This window comes from Methanobacteriaceae archaeon, assembly GCA_029219465.1.
Lineage (GTDB): Archaea > Methanobacteriota > Methanobacteria > Methanobacteriales > Methanobacteriaceae > Methanocatella.
Window position 1 is genome coordinate 57,957 of sequence record JAQXTL010000007.1, and the last position, 18,357, is coordinate 76,313.

The 18,357-nt window shown below is 29.6% G+C and carries 17 protein-coding genes, 1 pseudogene and 1 CRISPR repeat array; all 18 genes and pseudogenes read right to left on the reverse strand.

Translation table 11 applies throughout. The features are described from left to right. The 18 genes and pseudogenes from PUD86_05635 to cas3 all read right to left on the reverse strand — a co-directional run bounded on the left by PUD86_05635 (position 1) and on the right by cas3 (position 18,356). The gene (locus PUD86_05635; GenBank protein ID MDD6776755.1) at positions 1 to 1,131 is read right to left on the reverse strand and encodes a 3-dehydroquinate synthase II; all 1,131 of its coding nucleotides are present in this window, start codon (positions 1,129 to 1,131) and stop codon (positions 1 to 3) included. A gap of 8 nt (positions 1,132 to 1,139) precedes the next feature. After that, complete coding sequence (locus PUD86_05640) at positions 1,140 to 1,934, reverse strand: 2-amino-3,7-dideoxy-D-threo-hept-6-ulosonate synthase (GenBank protein ID MDD6776756.1); 795 nt, start codon at positions 1,932 to 1,934, stop codon at positions 1,140 to 1,142. A 107-nt stretch (positions 1,935 to 2,041) separates the two neighbouring features. Next, complete coding sequence (locus PUD86_05645; GenBank protein ID MDD6776757.1) at positions 2,042 to 3,358, reverse strand: hypothetical protein; 1,317 nt, start codon at positions 3,356 to 3,358, stop codon at positions 2,042 to 2,044. A gap of 247 nt (positions 3,359 to 3,605) precedes the next feature. Continuing rightward, complete coding sequence (locus PUD86_05650; protein ID MDD6776758.1) at positions 3,606 to 4,157, reverse strand: hypothetical protein; 552 nt, start codon at positions 4,155 to 4,157, stop codon at positions 3,606 to 3,608. Positions 4,158 to 4,256: 99 nt separating this feature from the next. Further along, complete coding sequence (locus PUD86_05655; protein MDD6776759.1) at positions 4,257 to 4,787, reverse strand: class I SAM-dependent methyltransferase; 531 nt, start codon at positions 4,785 to 4,787, stop codon at positions 4,257 to 4,259. Then, positions 4,780 to 5,622 (reverse strand): pantoate kinase, encoded by an 843-nt coding sequence (locus tag PUD86_05660; protein MDD6776760.1) that lies wholly within the window; start codon positions 5,620 to 5,622, stop codon positions 4,780 to 4,782. Before PUD86_05660 ends, PUD86_05655 begins: the two co-directional genes overlap by 8 nt. A 75-nt stretch (positions 5,623 to 5,697) precedes the next feature. Continuing rightward, entirely contained in the window at positions 5,698 to 6,681 is a 984-nt protein-coding gene (locus PUD86_05665) for a PD-(D/E)XK nuclease family protein (GenBank protein MDD6776761.1), read from the reverse strand. Continuing rightward, on the reverse strand, positions 6,672 to 7,172 hold the full coding sequence (locus tag PUD86_05670; GenBank protein ID MDD6776762.1) for a 3'-5' exonuclease: 501 nt from the start codon (positions 7,170 to 7,172) through the stop codon (positions 6,672 to 6,674). Before PUD86_05670 ends, PUD86_05665 begins: the two co-directional genes overlap by 10 nt. Positions 7,173 to 7,201: 29 nt before the next feature. Beyond that, positions 7,202 to 7,888 (reverse strand): annotated as a pseudogene (locus tag PUD86_05675) (3'-5' exonuclease). 41 nt (positions 7,889 to 7,929) lie between these two features. After that, entirely contained in the window at positions 7,930 to 8,115 is a 186-nt protein-coding gene (locus PUD86_05680; protein MDD6776763.1) for a UvrD-helicase domain-containing protein, read from the reverse strand. Next, positions 8,078 to 8,770 (reverse strand): UvrD-helicase domain-containing protein, encoded by a 693-nt coding sequence (locus PUD86_05685; protein MDD6776764.1) that lies wholly within the window; start codon positions 8,768 to 8,770, stop codon positions 8,078 to 8,080. Before PUD86_05685 ends, PUD86_05680 begins: the two co-directional genes overlap by 38 nt. 155 nt (positions 8,771 to 8,925) lie before the next feature. After that, positions 8,926 to 9,132 (reverse strand): DUF3955 domain-containing protein, encoded by a 207-nt coding sequence (locus tag PUD86_05690; GenBank protein MDD6776765.1) that lies wholly within the window; start codon positions 9,130 to 9,132, stop codon positions 8,926 to 8,928. Positions 9,133 to 9,244: 112 nt separating this feature from the next. Next, positions 9,245 to 10,909 carry an AMP-binding protein gene (locus tag PUD86_05695; GenBank protein MDD6776766.1) on the reverse strand — a complete coding sequence of 555 codons (1,665 nt, stop codon included), beginning with the start codon at positions 10,907 to 10,909 and terminating at the stop codon, positions 9,245 to 9,247. A 151-nt stretch (positions 10,910 to 11,060) separates the two neighbouring features. Then, positions 11,061 to 11,633 carry an XRE family transcriptional regulator gene (locus PUD86_05700; protein ID MDD6776767.1) on the reverse strand — a complete coding sequence of 191 codons (573 nt, stop codon included), beginning with the start codon at positions 11,631 to 11,633 and terminating at the stop codon, positions 11,061 to 11,063. Between the two features lie 216 nt (positions 11,634 to 11,849). Then, positions 11,850 to 14,087: direct repeats of the CRISPR family, unit length 31 nt; unit sequence ATTTCAATCCCATTATAGGTCTGATTTTAAC. A gap of 343 nt (positions 14,088 to 14,430) precedes the next feature. After that, positions 14,431 to 14,694, reverse strand: coding sequence for a CRISPR-associated endonuclease Cas2 (cas2, locus tag PUD86_05705; protein ID MDD6776768.1), 264 nt, complete (start codon positions 14,692 to 14,694; stop codon positions 14,431 to 14,433). Between the two features lie 2 nt (positions 14,695 to 14,696). Then, entirely contained in the window at positions 14,697 to 15,665 is a 969-nt protein-coding gene (gene cas1b / locus PUD86_05710; protein MDD6776769.1) for a type I-B CRISPR-associated endonuclease Cas1b, read from the reverse strand. 10 nt (positions 15,666 to 15,675) lie between these two features. Further along, positions 15,676 to 16,182 (reverse strand): CRISPR-associated protein Cas4, encoded by a 507-nt coding sequence (gene cas4, locus PUD86_05715; GenBank protein ID MDD6776770.1) that lies wholly within the window; start codon positions 16,180 to 16,182, stop codon positions 15,676 to 15,678. Next, on the reverse strand, positions 16,179 to 18,356 hold the full coding sequence (gene cas3, locus PUD86_05720) for a CRISPR-associated helicase Cas3' (GenBank protein MDD6776771.1): 2,178 nt from the start codon (positions 18,354 to 18,356) through the stop codon (positions 16,179 to 16,181). Before cas3 ends, cas4 begins: the two co-directional genes overlap by 4 nt. Between the last annotated feature and the right edge of the window lies 1 nt (position 18,357).

Below are 18,357 nucleotides of genomic sequence, written 5' to 3' on the forward strand. Positions count from 1 at the left end.
TCACTGTTCGATGATTGTCTCATCAATAGCTATTCCGAAATGACGTGCGTTTGTTTCAATGTAAACTTTAACTTTGTCACCTGGTTTTACATCAGCTACTGATAGCGGTTCATCATTTGCATCTACTATTCTGATAGTTTCTGCATTTTGTAAGATTGTTCTGATTGTTTTTCCTTCGTATTCTGCTTCAATCAACAATAAAGGTCTTCTTTCGATTTTGCTTCTTCCGACATATGCAGTTCTTGTTTCACCTTTGGTATTGACAATCAATACTTCGTCTCCTGCAACAAGTTCGGAGAGGTATCTGGTTTTGTTTCCAGGAACCATCACATAAGCTTGAACCGGACCTGCGTTTACTCTAAATGGTCTTGAAGCAACATATTCGCTTTCAAGGGATTCTGAGTGAATCAAAAATAATGATTTGGAGTATGAACCAACTAGCATTCCTTCTCCAGGACTCATCATATCAGTAGTATCAACACAAACTCTATCTCCAGTTCCTAATGATTTAACATTGGTTACTGTTGCTAATTTTAATTCATAATTAGCATTTGAGGATTCAAGGACATTTTGTGCGATTTTTTTAATGTTATTGAAGTCATTAGCTTCAAAGATAATTCCGTCAGTTCCGTGTTCTAATGTTTCAAGTGCAACACGTGCTCCGTCAACATCACGAACAGCAGCAATAATTTCAACATCAAGCTTTTGTAAGTCAGCAATAATGTTTTCAAGTGGAATAATTGTCCAGTCAGTACCAACGAGAATAATATAATCTACAATTGATCCTAATTTTACAGCTAATTGTTCATGAGCTTTATCTGTGATTTTAATATAGGCACATACAGTTTTTCCTTCGCTTTTTGCTTTTTTTGCATTAGCAATATCAGTTGAATCTTTAAAGTCTTCTTTTAATTCAACAAAGCCATCTCCTTCACCATTAATACCTACCAAATAGATATCAGCATCATCATTGTTTGCAATGATTTTCACATTACCGAGTTTTCTGATTTCTTCAATGTCATCAAAATCCAAAACATGGTCGATTCCGGATTCCAATGCTGTGGTAATCATTTCTTTTTTGTCTTCCCATAATTCATCAGGAGTGCTTATCCAAGCGAATTTATTTTGCATTTAATCACCTATTTTAAGAATTTTAATGCTTCTTTAACTTCTAAATCATTATGTACAACTTCAGAAATTGCTCTTGTAATTTTACCAGGGTTTTCAGCTTGGAATAAGTTACGTCCGAATGCTACTCCAGCTCCACCAACTTCAAGGGAATCTTTTACCATTTGTAATAATTCTTCGTCGGTTTCTACTTTAGGACCACCTGCAATAACTACAGGTACAATAGCTCCTTCAACAACTTCTTTAAATGAATCAGGATCTCCGGTGTAGTTGGTTTTTACAATGTCTACTCCAAGTTCAGAACCTACACGTGCTGCGTGTTTTACGAATTCCACGTCGTGTTCGTCAGTTACTTGTTGACCTCTAGGGTACATCATTGCAAGAAGAGGCATTCCCCAGTAGTCACAGGTCTCAGCAATTTGACCTAATTCTTGTAACATTAAACTTTCAGTGTCACTTCCAAGGTTTACATGAATAGATACAGCGTCTGCACCGAGTTGAATTGCTTTTTCAACACTGGTTACAGTTACTTTATCGTTTGGGTCTGGTGCAAGGGAAGTACTTGCGGATAAGTGAACGATTAAACCGATATCTTTACCATAACCACGGTGACCTTGTTGTACAATACCTTTATGCATCAATATAGCATCTGCTCCTCCTTGGGAGATTTCTTCAACTGTTTTATCCATATCGATAATTCCCGGAATTGGTCCGCTTGATACACCATGATCCATAGGTGCAATTACAGTTCTTCCAGTATTTCTGTTAATGATTCTCTCTAAACGAATCTTTTTACCAATCATCATTTTCACCTCGAATATTTATGAAAGTATATATCTTATTTAAAGTATATAAAGTTAATTTTATGCAAAATAACTGCTTTTTTTAAAAATTTTTTTATTTATTTGTTCAATTATGGAGTCTTTGGTGCAAAAGTTATTACTGAAACAGATGAATGAACACTTAATTTGTCAATTGCTGAATATGACCTAACACTTCCAGTATCTGCAAAATTTCCAGTTCTCACAGATGGAGTTTTACTTACAGCATTAATACCATCCACATATTGTCCTAAATAACCACCACTAATTCCACCAGCTACACCCATTGCAACTGATCCTGCGATTAAAACTGAACAGAGTTTTAGTCTATTGTAATTAGCGTCATATGTTTTTGAAATAATAAATGATGAAGCAAGACTTCCAATTACAGCACCACTCGCTCCACCGGCAATAGCCCCAATTAATGGATTTGCTGTTAAAAAACCAGTGACAAAGCCTATAAGAAAACTTCCACCAACAGATGATACACAAACAACAGTGTATTCTGTTCCACTTAAACTCTTAGCAAAGCAAACACCACCAGGATGATTTGATTTTGTAATATTTTTACCATCTATTATTAAAATTCCACCATCACCAACACATATATCATTTCCATTACTATATCCATTATTATTTGAAAATGTACAGTTATTGGTTAGTAATATACCCTGGCTGAATATTGCACCACCGTTTTTTGCGTAGTTTCCAATAAATGAACAGTTGTTACAGATAACTTCACCAGTGTTTAGGATTGCTCCTCCCCAGTCTCTTTTAAACCAGTAATCCATTTTATTGTCTTTAAAAGTTACATTGTTAAAAATACATTTTCCTGCATTGTTTTCAACAGCACTGTTAAATCCACAAATGACTAAATTGGACGCCATTAATATTTTCTTATCAATTTTTGCCCAGTGCTCTTCATTTCTATTTTTAAATGAACCTTTGATTGTTGAGTTATGACCATTGATATTGATTATATCCACACTTAAATCATTTGGAGATATTGTTTTTGTAGATTTAAAATCTAATTGTCTTAAAAACTCAACATTTAGAGCCAATAAATATTTAATTTTATTTAAAGAACCAGTATCATTAGTTAAAACGCCCTCAACTGATTTTAAGTCATTTTTATAGTTGTGAGTAAAAACATTTTCATAGTCTTTAGTGCTGTTTACAGTTTTGTTAATGATAAACTGATATTCATTTGAGAAGTGATTATTGAATAATTCTTTATAAATGTCATCACAGCTTGTTAAATTCTTAAAATGGTAGTCTTTTAGGTAAGTAATTCCATTTTTTAAGTATCTGGTTGTGGATAATACGTATTCATTGCCTTTAATTGTAGCATAATATGAAATGTTATTTTCTTTATTTACACCACCTAATGTTAAACTTCTATAAATCATAGGCACCAAATCAACTGTTTGATTAGCTATTGGGGAATTTGCAACTTTAAATAAATTTTTTGTATCTATTTTAGTATAATTTCCATCAATAACATGAACATTTCCTGATGATATAAACCCACAGTCAACAAGTGTGATGTTTTTATGCTTTCTGTCAATGTATATTTCTTCGTTACTTAATCTTGATTCACTTTAGAAAATAACAGTTTCTTAGTGTTGTATTTTCACCACTTAAGTAAATTGATCCTCAAACTCCCAATGCATGAGTATTTATGAATTTATTGTATTGGAGTGTTTCATTTGAACCACTCCATGTAATTGCACCACCGTGAAATGCCTTGGTTGAATCAAATCTGCAATCACGAAGGTGTCCGTTCTCACCAATCCATGTAATTGGGCTTTTCATATCACTTCTATTAGTAGTGTAATTTTGTTTATTATGGTAAAAATCAAAGTTAATAATAGTTACATTGTTTCCTGTTACTTTAAAAATCCCAAATTCCTTTTTAGAATCTTTAACAATTATAGAATGACAATTTCCATCAATTGTTACATTATCTTTTGTAATTTCAATTACATTTCCACTTGATGGATTATCTGTTTTATTAAAAACATAATCATGGTTTAATTTATAGTAATCTCCATGGTTAAGCTTGGATATTTCATTATTTAACTCATCAAAAGTTCCATCATGACTAACAGTGCTGTTTTTTAAATCAACTGCACTTACACTATTTACACCGACTAAAAAAAGACCTACTGCTGCTATGAGCAGAATAATTTTTAATTTATCTCTCATTAATACACCTATTTATAATTAAATTATATTTTGTAATTAATTCTATATAAATATTTAGGTATACCTAAAAATTAATTTTAATAAAAAAAATAAGTAAAGCTATTTTTTAAGTGATGGTGTCCACAACTCAAACTCTTTAATTTGCGGTGGAATTCCAGAATCATGATAAGAATCAAGATAACCTTCAGATGACACATAATCCTCATCACTTGCAAAAGAAGAATTAAAAAACTCTAAAATTCCTCTGTTTCTAATAATAGTGTGTTTAGGCTTAAAAGTAGATGACCAGATGTAAAATACCTTAAAAACAGTATCAGGATGATATCCTCCACCTAAATCAATAGATAATATATCACATTTTTGCACTTTCTTAAATACTTCAAGTAAAGTTTCATGAAGTCTTACATCTGCTTTGATAAATTCAAGATTAGAACAAGTTAACTTATTCATTTCACATACAGCTTCAGGAGAGTTGTCAATAGCTATTATTTTTGAATCATTGAAATTGTCAAGTAAAATTTTTGTTGTATTTCCCACATGACAACCAAGTTCTATTATAACGTCTCCGTTTTTTGTCAAATCAAGGATTTGTTTTCTGTAGTGTGAAATATCATAACTAAGTTTAATCATAAACAATACCATCGTTGTTAAGTTTATCTACATGTAAGTTGTCAATTCCAAGGTTTTTAAAAGTGCTTTTATTATATGACAAAGCAAACACAGTATTTCCAAGCATTGCCATTGAACTACCTAAAATATCATCGATAGAATTAAAATAATCAATTTCTCTTTGGACGTCCTCACAAATCAATTTTGTTTCACTGGAAAATTTTTTAGAAAATTCCAAAAACTTATCCAAAGTAGGTTCCTGCTTAAATAAATCCAAATACTTCAAACCAGCCTCAGAAATGACTTTTTTGTGATGAGGATCACATATTATATTCGAAGTTTCAATTGATCCAAATGTTTTATATCCAATATAAGCCCCGCATTCATATGATTCTATCTCACCAATTCCAGGTGCTCCAGGTTTTGTTCTTAAAACCAGTCCTTTTCCTGTTTGAGCTATTACATCACCAAGACCTGCACCAAGATTAACCTCAGCCATATGTGCAATTTGTCCACATAGCTCTTCTGGATAATTTAAATCTAAAAATTCGTTTAAAGCAAGTGTTAAACTTAAAGCTGACGCAGCAGATGTTCCAAATCCGGCACCAATCGGCAGTTCAATATCCTGAATAACTTTAAAATTAGTTTCTTTTAAATTCAAAATATCTAAAACAGCACGAATTACAGTATCATCACCACTTGTAACTTCAAAATCAAAACTGTCTGAATCACAAATAGTGGTTTTAACACCTTTATCTAGTAAAAATCCGGCACCACAAGACCCGTTTTTAAGTTTGGACTCATGGTTTTCAATATTAAAAAAGCCAGTAACATGGCCTGGAACAAAAACACTCATAATAAATAATTGTTAATTTGATATAATTAAAATTTATCATTAAAAAAAAGAAAGTTTAGGGGAAAAATCCCCTATCTATTTACAAATCATTTGATAAGGACAGTCAGTACAGTCCTCGTGATTTGGTTTAAATTCCTTGTTTTTAATTTTCTTAGCAGTAGTTTTAAGTTCTTCTTTTAATTCTTCAATATAATCATCATCTATTTCAAATGAGAATAATCTATCTCCTTTTTTATATTTGATAGCATATATTTGAATTTCTTCAATTTCACGTCCTTTAAACTCATTGTTTTCATCTCTGAGTGCCATTACATAAAAGTGAAGCTGTTTTTTATATTTATCCAAATATTTCTGTCCAACAAGAGATGTGTTTTTATAATCAAGAATACCTAATTTACCGTCTTTTTCATAGATTAAATCAACAATACCTGAAAATGCATAGTCTTTATCTTTAATATAGAATGGATATTCACTGTCAAAGATTTCTAAATCACATCCAACTTCATTATAATATCTAAGAACGTCTTTTGTAATTGTTTCTAATTTGACTTCATATTTTTCAGGTTTTTCTTCTTTGAATTTTAAATTAGCTTTCTCAAATAACAATTCAACTGTTTTTATTACTTCTTCATCACCAATATACTCATTATTGTTAGCTATTATCTTTTTATTTATGATTTCCAAAGCAGAATGTATGAAAATACCATCATCAATCTCCTTTTTGGATTTTATTGTAAATCCTAATTCATTTGATAATTTGTATTTGAAAGGACATTCGTTATAGTTTTCAAGTGCTGTAAAACTTAAATTAACTACTTCCTCATCATTATCATCATGTTTTGGATCAAGAAGATTAATTTCAATGTTTTTAGGATTGATTAATTTAGAATAATGCAAGTTTTCATCAATTACATCATTAATACGCTCAGGAGCTTTATTAATAGCTTTAATGTTTTCTAAAGTATTATCCTCTAAAGCCACATTAACACTCTCAGAACTACCTTTAACAATACTTGATAAAATCAACTCATCTTCAGCTCTTGTTTTAGCTACGTACAATATTCTTTCTTCTTCTTGGATATGTGAAGTTTTGCATCGCCATCATATCTATCATAGCCTAAAAACTCATCAGGAATATATACAACAGAATCCATATCATTTTCTTTAAATTTAGTCGGGAATCCTTTATCACGAAGAGATGCAAGAATTACTACCGGAAACTCAAGACCTTTTGATTTGTGAACAGTCATTATCTGTACTGCATCTTCATCTGATTTGTATGCATCAAGACCAGATATTGAGTCTTTAATAAACCATAATGCACCTCTTAGGCCTCTGTCATACATCATTTCACTATAAATTGATATTGAAGGAACAATAGCTGCAAGATTACGTATAGCTTCTTCATCAGACATAATTAAGTCCTGAGTTAAATATCCTGTTATATTACACAATATTTCAAGATAAACCTCACCAATTAAAGGTCTGTCATAATATTCTTCTGAATTGACCCTTCTTTTTAATTCGTTAAGTGATTTGAAAAATTCTATGTCTTTTTCATCAGTAATACCATATTTAATTACGTTTTCATCAGAAAGTATTGGTTTTTCAACACGGCTGAATACTTCATCTTTACGTTTGTTTTTTTACCCTTGAACATTCCTGGGAATCCCTTAATTCCATTTCCCCATCCATTTTCACGACATACAATTTTATCCATTTCAATTACTTCTTTTTCAAATTTATCCTGTAAGTCATTTAGGATTTTCTTTGTATCATCAGATAATTCAAACAGTACTTTGTTATCATTTGCACCAGTTAGTGTTTTTAGATTTAGCCATGTAGCAACATCTCCAGGAACAACAGTGTAATACGGATCGTCTTCCTGTATTAAATGATACATCAATGTTAAAACATATTTAAGTTCATCGTTGTCTTTTAAATCATCGGCCCCTCTTATATTATAATTAATGTTATTTTTTTCAAGTAATTCAATTAATGTATTAAAACATGAAGTAGAGGCTTTTAATGAACGGAATAATATTCCAATATCAGATAAATTCATTTTGTCATCTGCTTGGACATATTTAATAATTTCAAGTATATTTTCAGCTTCGCGCTCATTATCCTCACTTACCATGAAATAAACATCATTGTTCTTTTTGCTTCCGCATTTTGCAGGCATTAAATCATCTGCTGAGTCATAATGAGCTGCAATGAAATCCTGTGAAATATCAATAATTTCTTCAGTTGAACGGTAATTGGTTGAAAGATAGACTTCTTCGAATTTATCTGAATATTTATCAGTTAATTCTTTGAAATAATTTTTGCTTGAGCCTCTAAAAGCATAATACTTTGGTTAATATCTCCAACAACTGTAAATGATTCAGTTTTTGGATATTCAATGAATTTTTTAAATATTTCCATTTGAATAGGGTCAGTATCCTGAAACTCATCAATTAAGATATTGGTATATGGGGGCGTATCCTTCATTCATCTTTTCAAGTGATTTTATCTGCATTTGATTATAATCAATGGAATTTTCTTTTTCAAGCAATTCAAGATAAATTGGATATGATTTTGCCATTTGTATATATTTTGCATTTTTATAGGATTCTTTAAACACTTTATCATTTGCATCATCAATAGGAAATTCACCATCGTTTTCTTCCATGTATTTATGGACAAATTCCACATATTCTTTATCAACAGGAAATGTCTTTTCAAGATATTCAACTAAACCTTCAGTGTCAACATTAAATTTTGAAAAATCATCATATTTTTCAATTACCTTACCAATCCAGTAATTACCCCTAAGATAAAATTCATTATCAAATCCTAAGTCAGATATGTGTTTTTTAATAAATAAGCCTAATTTACCATCATCAGCAACTACGTCAAGACCTACTGTTCCTGTTTTTTCAAGAATATCCAAACAAAAAGAGTGAATAGTTGAAATGTGCATTTTTTGAACATCACTTGCAGGAATATTGCCGTCAATTAATCTTTCTTTAAGCTCATCAGCTGCTTTTGTAGAAAAAGTAATTATTAAAAAGCTCTCAGGTTTAACACCTAATGTATTAACCATGTATTTTACTTTTTCAACTACTACACGTGTTTTTTCCAGAACCTGGTCCTGCCTAAACACTTAAAAATTTATCCCATTCATATTGAACAATTTTACTTTGTTCTTCGTTAAGTATTATACTCATTATTTAGCCCCATATTTTATTGATAATACTTTGTTAACAATTAGATAAAAATATTTACATATGAGTCTAAAATAAAAAAGAAATAAAAAAATTATTGTTTAATAAAAGATATTACAAGAGATATCACACCAGCTGCTAAACATGCAAATGATACCTGTATTAAAAAGAAATATTCATGAAGAATACCTGCTGCATCAACATAATCTCCAGTAAATCCTTTAATACAAAGCAATATAATTCCAATAGCCATTAATACTAGAGCTAATAACTTAGTTTTGTTTTTTACTAGATTATCCATTAGTATACCTCCAAAAATATCAGTTGGATATTATAGTATAGAAAAAATGTTATTTATATTTTTGGACAAGGTATGGACTTTATTTTTAAAAAAAAGTAAATTGTGAGGAGTTTTATAATTCTCCTCTTTCGCGTCTTTCATCTAATAATTTAAGACCGATGTCACCTAATTTGTATTTTTGGATTTTTCCACTGGTTGTAAGTGGGAATTCATCTACAAAGAATACGTATTTAGGTACTTTGTATCTTGCAATAGATCCTATACAGAAATCACGGATATCTGCTTCTGTTATATCATCAAAGCCGTCTTCTCTTATGATAAATGCTCCAACGATTTCCCCGTATTTTTCATCTGGAATTCCTGCTACCTGAACGTCACGTACACAATCGTGGGTAAATAAGAATTCTTCGATTTCACGTGGGTAGATGTTTTCCCCACCACGGATAATCATATCTTTAATACGTCCTACAATGGAGTAGTATCCGTCTTCATCGATTTTTGCAAGGTCTCCTGAGTGTAACCATCCATCCGGTTCAATAGCTTCAGCAGTTTTCTCAGGCATGTTGTAGTATCCTTTCATTACGTTGAATCCTCTACACATGATTTCTCCAGTTTCTCCAACACCCACTTCTTCACCAGTTTCAGGATCTACAATTTTTACTTCAATGTTTGGGAATTTACGTCCAACAGTATTGATTTTTTTCTCAAATGAATCTGCAGCATTAGTTTGTGTAAAACCAGGTGCTGCTTCAGTAAGACCATATACACTGGTAATTTCCTTCATGTTCATTTTTTCGATTGCATCTTTCATGGTTTCAACAGGACAGGTAGAACCTGCCATAATACCAGTACGTAATGAGGACATGTCAAACATGTCAAACATTGGGTGGTTCATCATACCGATAAACATTGTTGGTACTCCGTAAATAGAAGTACATTTTTCTTTTTGGATTGATGAAATAGCAAGTAACGGATCGTATTCTTCAAGAACAACCATAGTACATCCATGAGTAATTACTGCCATTACACCTAAAACAGTTCCAAAACAATGGAAAAGAGGAACTTGTAAGAGTAAACGGTCATCTTTTGTGTAGTTCATGTTTTCTCCGATGTAGTAACCGTCGTTTACAATGTTACGGCTGGTAAGCATTACACCTTTAGGAAAACCCTCAGTTCCTGATGTGTATTGCATGTTGATTACATCGTTTTGGCTAACTGAGTCTTTGATTTGTTGATATTTTTCATCATCATAACTCATACCAAGTAATAATAATTCATTGGTATTGTACATTCCACGGTGTTTTTCCTGTCCTACGTGGAAGATGAATTTTAATTTTGGGAATTTTTCAGATACTAAATGACCTCTTGCACAGGTTTTAAGTTCAGGTACAAGTTCATTGATGATATCAAAGTAACTGGTGTCTCTAAATGCATCAGTCATAGCTAATGCTTTCATATCAGACTGTCCAAGTACGTATTCTAATTCGTGGGATTGGTAAGCTGTGTTAACAGTAACGATGGTTGCACCGATTTTTGCAGTTGCAAACATGTATGTTAACCATTCTGGGACGTTTTTAGCCCAAATACCTACGTGGTCACCTTTTTCAATTCCGATAGCTAAAAGTCCTTTAGCTAAATTGTCAACTCTTTCATCAAATTCTTTGTATGTAAATCTTAAATTCCTGTCCGGATAAACGATAAATTCATGGTCTGGTTGTTTTTCAACCATTGTTTCGAAAAATTTCCCTAGCGGGAGTTCTGTAAATAATTCACTCATTATAAAGCCTCCATTTTTTTACTTGTAAAATATTCTTGCAAACCCAACAACAAATAGCGCAAACCCAAATTACGAGTGAAAAATCTGATTATCTCATATTGTTGTCTTAATACTATCTCAAACATTTTATCAAGTCTCCTAATTTCTCTGTTTAGTATGGAGTGTATAATACAGCGAGTATTTTAGCGCTGTTTTCGCCACTAGCGTGGAGGTGGTGAGGAACTACTGAATCGTAGAATATGGAATCTCCTTTACCTACAATGAAAGAGTCTTTACCATAAACAACTTCGATTTCACCTTCTAATACGTAGATGAATTCTTCACCTTCGTGAGAAGATAATTCTTTTTCTCCTTCTTCAAATTCAATATCAATTATGAAAGGGTCAATGTTTCTATCAATTTTACCTGCACCTAAGGAGTGGAACTCTAAGTTAGTAGCGTTGGTAACGTCTTCTCTACCTGAGAAGTAAAGAGAGTTTTGGGTTACACCGTTTCTGGTTACAACCGGTCCAAGTTCTGGAGTGTCATCTAAGAAAGTACCTAAACGTACACCAAGAGCTCTAGCCATTTTAGTTAATGGAGTAAGGGAAGGAATAACTTCACCAGCTTCCATAGCTTCTAAAACTTCAAGTTTTACTCCACTTCTCTCAGCGAGATCTTCGATAGTCATGTCTTGTCTATTTCTTATATCTTTAATTTTCTTTGCAAAATTTTCGTTTGTCATATTTTTTCACATCTAAATTTGGATTTACTTAAAAAGATTTAAGTATTTATAACTATATTTAAAATAATATATAAGTTTAACTCAAAAGAGGGATTTAGAGGCAATTAAGAAAATTTTTAAGAAAAATAAAAAATTTATGGAAGAAATTCTATGAAAAATAAGGAATTTGATGATTTTGTTGATTGTAATTGGTGAAATGAGCATACTTTGAAAAATATTCCAATCCCATCATAGATCTGATTTTAACTAATCTTTACAAATCCATTATTTTTTACTGAGGAGAATTTCAATCCCATTATAGGTCTGATTTTAACTAAGTATATTGCTAGGAGAATGAAAGAAGATGGTTATTTCAATCCCATTATAGGTCTGATTTTAACTTATTATAGTGGGTGGGGTGCTATTGAGTACGTAATTTCAATCCCATTATAGGTCTGATTTTAACCAGCGCATATCCCATTCATTAATTGATACCATATTATTTCAATCCCATTATAGGTCTGATTTTAACCATGTTCAGTTGTTTCCATAAACCCATAACTAACTTTATTTCAATCCCATTATAGGTCTGATTTTAACCTGGTTTTAATTCAACAGCAGGTTCATTTTTACTATTTCAATCCCATTATAGGTCTGATTTTAACATTGAAAGAGATTAAGAAGCAAGTTAAGATGCGTGAATTTCAATCCCATTATAGGTCTGATTTTAACATGAGTTTTTGCATAAAGACTATGCACGAGTAATGTATTTCAATCCCATTATAGGTCTGATTTTAACACAGTACATTGTAATCACCTTAAAATTGCTTCTGTTATTTCAATCCCATTATAGGTCTGATTTTAACCTGGAAGTTCTTCGGCAACTATGGCATTGCCTGACATTTCAATCCCATTATAGGTCTGATTTTAACACGTATCTGGCGTATAATATAAACTATAATAAGTAATTTCAATCCCATTATAGGTCTGATTTTAACAAGGATAATGCTCAACATACTTCTTCAAAAGAATTTTATTTCAATCCCATTATAGGTCTGATTTTAACTCATCTTCATTCTGCAAATCTTGAATAATATAATTAATTTCAATCCCATTATAGGTCTGATTTTAACCTTCACACTACCCTTCACTATTTCATCATTAATACATTTCAATCCCATTATAGGTCTGATTTTAACTTGCAGAAAAAGACTATAGAGATGAAATCTTACATAATTTCAATCCCATTATAGGTCTGATTTTAACTGGCACAATAAAAACATTAAGTTTTAAGCAAGAGATATTTCAATCCCATTATAGGTCTGATTTTAACTCTCTTATTTGTGTTTCATCTTTTACGTGTTTTTTAATTTCAATCCCATTATAGGTCTGATTTTAACCTGTGGAATTGCCAAAATATGTTTATAAATCAAAGAAATTTCAATCCCATTATAGGTCTGATTTTAACTTGATGAAGATTATTTGATTAAGATGAGTGATATTAATTTCAATCCCATTATAGGTCTGATTTTAACAAAAGTACCAGTAACTGTTGATTTCCCAACAAAAGAATTTCAATCCCATTATAGGTCTGATTTTAACTTGAAGGATTCATAATCAATATTTATCTTGGACTGTATTTCAATCCCATTATAGGTCTGATTTTAACGATTTATCGTGACCCTGCGTGTGTTTTATCAGATAAATTTCAATCCCATTATAGGTCTGATTTTAACCTGTGACAGATTCTCGGATAACTACAGTCAATCGCATATTTCAATCCCATTATAGGTCTGATTTTAACTCGCAATCAAATTGCGAAAGTAACCCAAAAGACTCATATTTCAATCCCATTATAGGTCTGATTTTAACTTTATTTTTTATAAGAGTTGTTGAATATGGAATTAAATTTCAATCCCATTATAGGTCTGATTTTAACTATTTTAAATGATATATATAGTTTCCTCGTGTATAATTTCAATCCCATTATAGGTCTGATTTTAACGAAGCCGACAGAAGCCGACAGAAGCACAAAAGACATATTTCAATCCCATTATAGGTCTGATTTTAACGTGCTTGTGTGCTTTGTGGTGATAAGGATAGTCAATATTTCAATCCCATTATAGGTCTGATTTTAACATGATATGAGAGATGCAACAAAAAGGTTAAATGAATATTTCAATCCCATTATAGGTCTGATTTTAACATGCTTTACCATCAGATCCCTCTTCAAAAGTATATTCATTTCAATCCCATTATAGGTCTGATTTTAACAAGAATATAGATACAAAAGAACAAGGAGTGTTACAGAATTTCAATCCCATTATAGGTCTGATTTTAACCTTTAATTTTCGCTAATGCTTCAGTTAATTTACTGGATTTCAATCCCATTATAGGTCTGATTTTAACCTAATAATATAAAAAAGTATTACTACTTCTAAAAAATTTCAATCCCATTATAGGTCTGATTTTAACAGGGCCAAAAATATCTTATTTTGACCAAATACATATTAAAATCTATTAATCAAACTACTTAAAATTGTCTATCACACATATTGCAATTGTTTTATAATAACAACAAAATAAATAAAATATATTTAAACTTAAAAAAATAACATATGTGCAATTTATTTACTCAAATAATAATTATTAAAAGGTATTTAAAAAAATAATATATTTTAATATGTTTTTTAATAAAAAAAAATAGAATTAATTCAAACCAATGAAAAAAATTATTTTAAAAATTATTTGATAAAAATCCTGCAAATAACAATTAAAATCCCATAATTAAATGAAAAATTAAGTAAAATATAATTTATTAAAGTATTTCCTCGATAGGAGATTTTTCAATACCTAAAACTTCCCTATCCAATAATTCAGACATTCTTAATTTATAAATGATAATAGAATCTACGTCTTGATCAATTATATTCATTAACCCATTATAAATTATCTTGAATTCACTTTCAGTTACTTCTCCTTCGAAAACTGAATTTTGAATCCAAAAAAGATATTGTCTTAAAAATGATTTTACTTTATTAACTCTATCTACATTAATATCATAAACAATTATAACATACATTATTACCACCAAATTACAAATGGATCATATTTCTTGACACCTAAGATATGTTTTTTAAGTTTATATGCTTCAAGTCTAATTAAACGCTGATATGAGACATTTTTCTTCAAATCTTTATGTTTAATTGTTTTTTCTAAACGTTTATTATATTCTTTAATGAACTTATTTCTCCCATTATCATTTAATAAACAACAGTTTAATTCCTGATTAAAATCTTTTTCAGTAATCATTTTTTTGTTAACTAAATAAAATATCAAACGATCAACAAAAATAGGTTTAAATATTTCACTTAAATCTAGAGAAAGTGAGAATCTTCTCTCAGAAGGTTCATGAAGATATGATATGGTTGGATTTAGTTGAGTATTATATAATTCAGTTAAAACAGTGGAGTACATCATTGAATTACCAAAACTAATTAAAGAATTTATCATGTTTTTTGGAGGCTGTCTTGATCTTCCTTCCATTTTAAAATTGTCCGGCAATATCTCATCAAATTTCGTATAATATTCTGCTCGAATTCTTCCTTCAATATTTAATATTTCAGTAATTTTAGATGTTTTATCTAATTCTTGAAGTGTATTTTCAATATTACTATCAATTTTATAATATTTTAAAACTTTTAAAATATTTTTAGCAGCTCCTTCAACAAAAAGTTTAGCCAATTCTATTCTTTTTGAATTTTCTAAATAAAAACTTGATTGTTTTACTACTAAGTCACCAGACAGTAAGGTTTCTCTTGGATAATATGAACCATTATAAAATCCATAATAATTAAAAAAATGAATAGGAATTCCATTTTTAGAAAGTAAACTCATTACCTGTGAAGAAAAAGTAATTTGACCATAAGTATGGATTGAATAAACCTTATTAATTGGAATTGGTTTTTTACCTTTTTTATTATGAAAATAAAGTGTATTCTCTTTTCTTTTTAAAATTCCCTCAGACAATATATAATAATTCTTTTTATTCATTTTAACACCATTATGAAAAACAAAATTCAAAATATGCACATTTCCTGCAAATTTTAGATTTTTTAGGTTTAGGCATGTTATTTTTAATAATATTATCAATATCTTCAATAATTTTTACCAATTCATCCTCTTTTTCTTTAGTAAGAAAAACTTCTTTCTTTTTTCTATTCTTCGGATAATCCAAAAAACCCCTAATATTATCAATGTCTTTTTCATTTTTAAGATAAAACATATAATACAATAATTGAAACTCATGAGAGTTATCCATTTTTTCTGTCTTTTTTACTTCATGGATTTCAATTGAATCACTAATTTTAATGAAATCCACATTAATTAAATTATCAATTAAATAATCTTTTTCTCGCTTAAATGAATCTTCATGCAATAGTTTACCTAATTTAACATTTTCAGATTCATGTTCCAATTGAATATTATGAGAAAATAACCAAAGTTTTGTCTTACATATAAAATAATAATTTATTTGAGTACCATTAATTTTATACAACATACGCATCATAAGAGTGTAGATTCTTCATCAGACAATAATAAACCTAAACTAGAATCATAAGGAACACTGATAAAAAATGTATCCCGTATCTTTTCAATATTATTTAAAGAATTTTGTTTATGGAATTGTCCCACAGTAATATTTAAGCAATAACCCATTGCTTCAAAGAACTCTTTATTATCAACTTTTTCAAAATATTCCTCACAATATTTAAATGGAACAACTTCAATTGAGTTAAATAATTTATAAAAACTAAGATTAGAAGAATTTTTAAAAGGAATTAAATTAGTTGTTACACTTTCAAAAGAATCTTTAACCTCATCAAAAGTTTCTTGATCTTTATCAGAAAAACCATCACCATAAATATCGTCCAATATTCCTTGGATAATGCTCTCTTTTAATAAATCAACATCTTTTAATTTATCTAATGTCTTTTTAACAATTTCTTGATTGTAAATAAATTTATCATTATCTGACCCATATGTAAAAATATTAACTGGTTTGACAATATTTTCTGACCATCCTCTACGATTAACTCTACCAAATCTTTGAATTAATGCATCAAAAGGAGCAGGTTCAGTATATACTACATCATAATCAATATCCAATGAAACCTCAATAGCTTGAGTACCAATAAGTAAATCTAAATCATTGAGTTTTCTTTCAATTTCTTCCCTATCTTTTAATATGAATTTACCATGTAATAGAGCAGAATTTTCAATATTTTTTTCTCTAAACCATTTAAAAATCTTTTGAGATTTATCAACAGTATTGCATACAATTAAAACTTTTTTACCATCATTAATGTCATTTAATATAACATCACAATAATTTTCAATATGATTCTCAATAACATTAACTTTATGCCGTGTGAAGGTATCTAATTCATTATTAGATAACTGTATCATATTATTAATTGATAATTCCTCTTCAAATAAATTTTTTAGAAAAGTAGGTAATGTAGCAGACATTATAAAAATGTCAGCATTTAAATTTTCTTTTAAAAATTTACATGACTCTAAAAGCAAGCATGTAGTTCTAGAATCATATGCATGAACTTCGTCAATAATTATTAATGAATTAGTTAACTCTGAGAGTCCCATTTCAAAACCTTTAACACCAAATAAATATTTGATAATTTGAAATGGAGTTAAAATTTTATATGGCCTATAAATTTTCTTTGTTAAATTTTTTATTTTTTTAACATCCCCAATATCATTTGTTAATAATTTATAAATAAAATAAGAAGATTTCCCATGAATTAACCCTACTAAATTTTCATTTTCTAAAAGTTGAGATAATCTTTCATACATCGCATTAATACTTGCTGTATACGGCAACATATAAAATAGTCTTTTTGAATAAATATCATTTTGATTATTTTCAGCCCACAATAATGATGCTTCTGTTTTACCACTTCCTGTTGGAGCAATTAAAAATGCACTTCCTTTGGTTTTTGAAGATATTTCTTGTGTTGTTCTTAAATTAGTGAAATTTAATAAGTTTGCTATAGAAACACCATTTAAAACTTCATATTGACCACCTGAAGCTAAGTGATCACATGCATTCATAAAACCTTTTAAAAAAATTCCATAAATACCCTGTAATCTACTATAATTACCATCATCAATATCATCTTCATAATCATAAATTACATTATCGAATGGGTTAATCAACTCATTAAATGTAATTTTTTTTGGAATTTTTAATTCATAACCAAGATATTTTTTACTTAATGAAGGAATTAACTCCATATATTCAATTAATTCATCAAAATTAGGCTTTAATTCATCTAATTTTTCTATATATGATTCTAAATTTACATTTTTATATGTATCATACCTAGATAAATCATTTAAATCTTTATGATGTGTAATTATACACATTCCAATAGATTTAATATCTTCTTCAGAAAAAATGTCGTCTAAAGAAGAAATAAATGAAGCAGATAAAATTTCATGGCGATAATTCCAATAATTCCCATCTTTTAATGCATTTTGAAAACCAGAAGCTCCTTTTCCAAAATCATGAAAAAATAAAGAATAAAAAAGATGTTCCCAAAAGTTAGGAACACTACAAATTTCAGGTACCTCAAAATAAGCATTTTTAATACTACTAAACACTTTCAAAGTATTTTCAGTATGTTGCATTAAATATTCATCAGGTTTAGCTAATAAAACCATG